Annotated in this window: 3 protein-coding genes; all 3 read right to left on the minus strand. The window is 47.9% G+C overall.

Going from position 1 to position 3,310, the window contains the following annotated elements:
* Window positions 1–192: 192 nt before the first annotated feature.
* The 3 genes from C516_RS20930 to C516_RS21290 all read right to left on the minus strand — a co-directional run bounded on the left by C516_RS20930 (window position 193) and on the right by C516_RS21290 (window position 2,517).
* The gene (locus C516_RS20930; RefSeq protein WP_084594277.1) at window positions 193–636 is read right to left on the minus strand and encodes a hypothetical protein; all 444 of its coding nucleotides are present in this window, start codon (window positions 634–636) and stop codon (window positions 193–195) included.
* Window positions 637–714: 78 nt separating this feature from the next.
* A complete protein-coding gene (locus tag C516_RS20935) occupies window positions 715–1,593 on the minus strand; it encodes a DUF4145 domain-containing protein (RefSeq protein ID WP_026321282.1) in 879 nt (292 codons plus the stop codon).
* A gap of 84 nt (window positions 1,594–1,677) precedes the next feature.
* On the minus strand, window positions 1,678–2,517 hold the full coding sequence (locus C516_RS21290; RefSeq protein WP_156831308.1) for a hypothetical protein: 840 nt from the start codon (window positions 2,515–2,517) through the stop codon (window positions 1,678–1,680).
* Between the last annotated feature and the right edge of the window lie 793 nt (window positions 2,518–3,310).

Here is a 3,310-nt window from a genome sequence, read left to right on the forward strand (position 1 = left end):
TGTACCGGCTCTTACGCATGATGACCTCCAGGTCGAGACCGCCATCATGCCGGAAGTTCTACTAATCCGTGGACCTAATCTACGGGAAGGGGACATCTCCAATCGTGCTAACGTTTCACATAAGGGGCGCAGCGGTAGCGGCGTCCCAGTGAGCGGGAGCGAGCGATCTTGATGTGGTTTTTGGGCATTTTTCTATAACCTTTCAAGAAGGCGGCACCCAAGCTTCCGTTCGCCGTACCTTACTGCTAGTGCTTCAGTAACCTCGTACCACCCCTGGTGATTGCCGCTCCCGTGATTAGCGCCTAAACAGGAGCACTGACATTCAAAGCCTTCTGCATTTATACAAGAAGGTGAACACACCTCTTTTTCTCTATACGGTTGAAGTATGTAAACCTTGCCGTATTTGTTGAGAATCATCTTAATGACTTCATTGAAGCGTGATGCTGGAAGTTCCCAATACTTCTTTTCTTTATTCCAAATGGGCTCACGTTTTCTCGGCCCTCCCTTGAGCCACTCTCTATTATTTTTGTCAAAAGGAACTCTGATTCGTATCGGATTAGAACCGCCACGCCTCAATACAACGGATATTCTTCCGTTATTCCATATTGAAGTGGCTTCTTTAAGATCACTATCCATTACATTGCCTAACGCCAGTGGTAATGGGCGACAACGGAGCGCAGCGTAGTTGGGGTCCCGTTGACCACATTGTTAACTTTATACAACAATGTAGTGCTGGAGATCGTTCTTAGAGCCTTGGTATTTATCAAGTTTTCCCTTAGCTAAATACGTGATATCTCCAGATGCAATCTCATTCAACAACTCCGCTTCTAGAGTGGCGACAGATTCTTTCACCCTTCGAATATCTTTGCCTAAAATTGCTTCTAGAGGGAGTTCGTCACCTGCATTCAGAATTTTTACCTTCTTTTCCAGCAATGCTTCAAACTTAGAAAACTCAGAAATCGTCGTATCGATCTTCCCTTCGACTTCCTCTTCCAAAATGTAAACACTCGAAAGTAGGTGTTCCACAATTTTCAATGCGACTGACAAATGCTCCGTTTTCGGTTTTTTCATTTCATGGGCTGCGTCATTTCCCATGAAACGAATACCATGCAATCGCTCTGCATCCTTGCGAGAGATGTTTCCAGCAGTGGCCAACTTAGAAATCCTTACTTCTAAGTTCCGACCTTTTATACCCAAATCGTTACAAACCGCCTCCACTGTACCACGAAGTCCGAGGCCCGCGAGGACAAGAGCATTTTCCTGAAATGCTAGCAAAACCTCTCGATAAACCTTTCCTACGAGATCTGGAAGGCAATAGTCGCCATCTAGATTGCGGTGCCCTTTAATAAACTTAGGATATACATCGATTCGAGTTGGAACTTCCCATTCGTTGTCATAGAGCTGATATGCCGACTCGATGTCTTCGAAAACTTCGCGAAAAGACTTCGTATTGCAACCTAAACACTCCACGATCTGATATATATAATCACATGAATATTCGTCCCTGTAAGACTCGGTGTGCTCAGAGAGTACCCCGTGATTGGTATCTTGTCCGCAGGAACGACAGTAACTTTTTAATTTCTTGGTCGTCATTCGAATGTTTAATCCCGAGAAGTTAACGTCCAAGCTCACTCGACGAAAACCGCGTAGCGGTTTTTGGTCGAGTGGAGCGCCTAGTTAGCTGCTTTCATTGTCAATCCTTTGCTGCTCCACCCATTGGCGTTCCAATTCTTCTCTCTCTTTTTCTCTATCTGCGCTTGTGTAAACATCAGTTTTGAGCTTCTTAAATCCGCTTGCAAAATGACCAACTTCTTTTTGTATTTTCTCTAGTTGCGATGAAATCTTATATAAAGGATCGCCACCACCAAGTTCAGTAATGCCTTTATATTCGGTAAAATTAAAAAAAGACCTTGTTTGATACTTTGTTCCTTCGGTATCTTCGAAGGTTATATCAACTTCAGTAATGCACTCCAATGCTTTCTCGCCGAATTTTTCATGCAGATCAATGAAGCTGAATACATAACTCGTTCTGTGTTCTCCAGAACTTAGGGAGGATATGCCTTTTTCCATAATCACAAGCTTGGTTAGCTCTGTCAGCAAGTAATCAAATACATCCTTGGTGTCAGGCGATGCATTAATAAACCTAAACCTGATATTTTGAGCCGTACCGGGACCGTTATTTACAACGTGAAGATTAATAAAGTTAAATGCAGCTGGACTTGATTTCAGGAAAAGATTCACACTAGGTTTTATTGTGTCTTTCCTGATCTGCTCAATTTGTGAAAGCTGAATCAGCCTTAGCGCCCATGTTTCTTTTGCCAACACAATAGTGAGAACCGCAATTGTTACTGTTGCAAATGCAGACACCCATGACGACATTGTGTCTTGAGATAGGGAAATGGCGTCCTCGATATTTATTCCAACAACCAAGCCGATGATAAACACGACTGGAAGCATCAGTAGGACGGATAAGCTTCCTACAATCCAACGCCCTTTAATTTCGCTGACTTTGCTCATTTTATTTCTCGCAGCTAACAGCTAATAGACGGACATCGTCCGCGTTATAACACGGACTTTGTCCGCATAATACGTATGCGCCAAGACCGTTTGCTGTCGGTTAGGGGTCGCTTCAGAGCAGCGCTGGCCCGGCGCTTCGGCGTCCACTATCCGCCGTATGCGGCGCGTGGACGGCGTGATAGGCGGACATTTGCCGCAATACGCGCTTGCGCGCCACGGGTCAGGCGGAGGCGGCATGTCTGCGGAGCATCCCCTGGAGGGGCGACGGAGTGTCACGGAAAAGCGCTCCTTTTCTCTATCGTGTCCGTTCCCTGGTGCGGGGACATCGTTATTGGATTCGCGCAGGAGAGGCGTGCCTGACCTGGATCCGTCGGTTCATCCTGTACCAGAACAAGCAGTAGCCGCAAGGCATGGGCCGGGCGTAAGTCAGGATATTTCTCATCGATCTGACGGCTGCGGGAGGCGTCATTGCGGCGGCGCAGGGCCGGTGTTCAATACGCTGGATTTTCGTTTTCGACGAGGTTTCGGGGCGGGGGCTTTGCGGTGTTGGCTGCATTGTGCGGGCGCGGTCGTTATCGATGTCGTATCGATGAAGGGCGTTTGAAAGGCGATTCGTTGGGGGGAGCGGGGTGGCGGGTGGTTTTTTTGGGGGGGTTGGTTGGGGGGTTGGTTGGGGGGTTGGTTGGGGGAGATGTCGCACACGGCCGGGGGGCCGTGCACGACCTACGGGTGCTGCCGCGCATCGTGGAACTCGGTGTGGACGGCTTCCACCCTCTCCCCCTGCCCCTCTCCC

This window comes from Arhodomonas aquaeolei DSM 8974 (genome assembly GCF_000374645.1).
GTDB lineage: Bacteria > Pseudomonadota > Gammaproteobacteria > Nitrococcales > Nitrococcaceae > Arhodomonas > Arhodomonas aquaeolei.

Excerpts from the sequence above, each read along its gene's own strand:
- C516_RS20930 (WP_084594277.1), bottom strand. The coding sequence starts at position 636 with ATGGATAGTGATCTTAAAGAAGCCACTTCAATATGGAATAACGGAAGA.
- C516_RS20935 (WP_026321282.1), bottom strand. The coding sequence starts at position 1,593 with ATGACGACCAAGAAATTAAAAAGTTACTGTCGTTCCTGCGGACAAGAT.
- C516_RS21290 (WP_156831308.1), bottom strand. The coding sequence starts at position 2,517 with ATGAGCAAAGTCAGCGAAATTAAAGGGCGTTGGATTGTAGGAAGCTTA.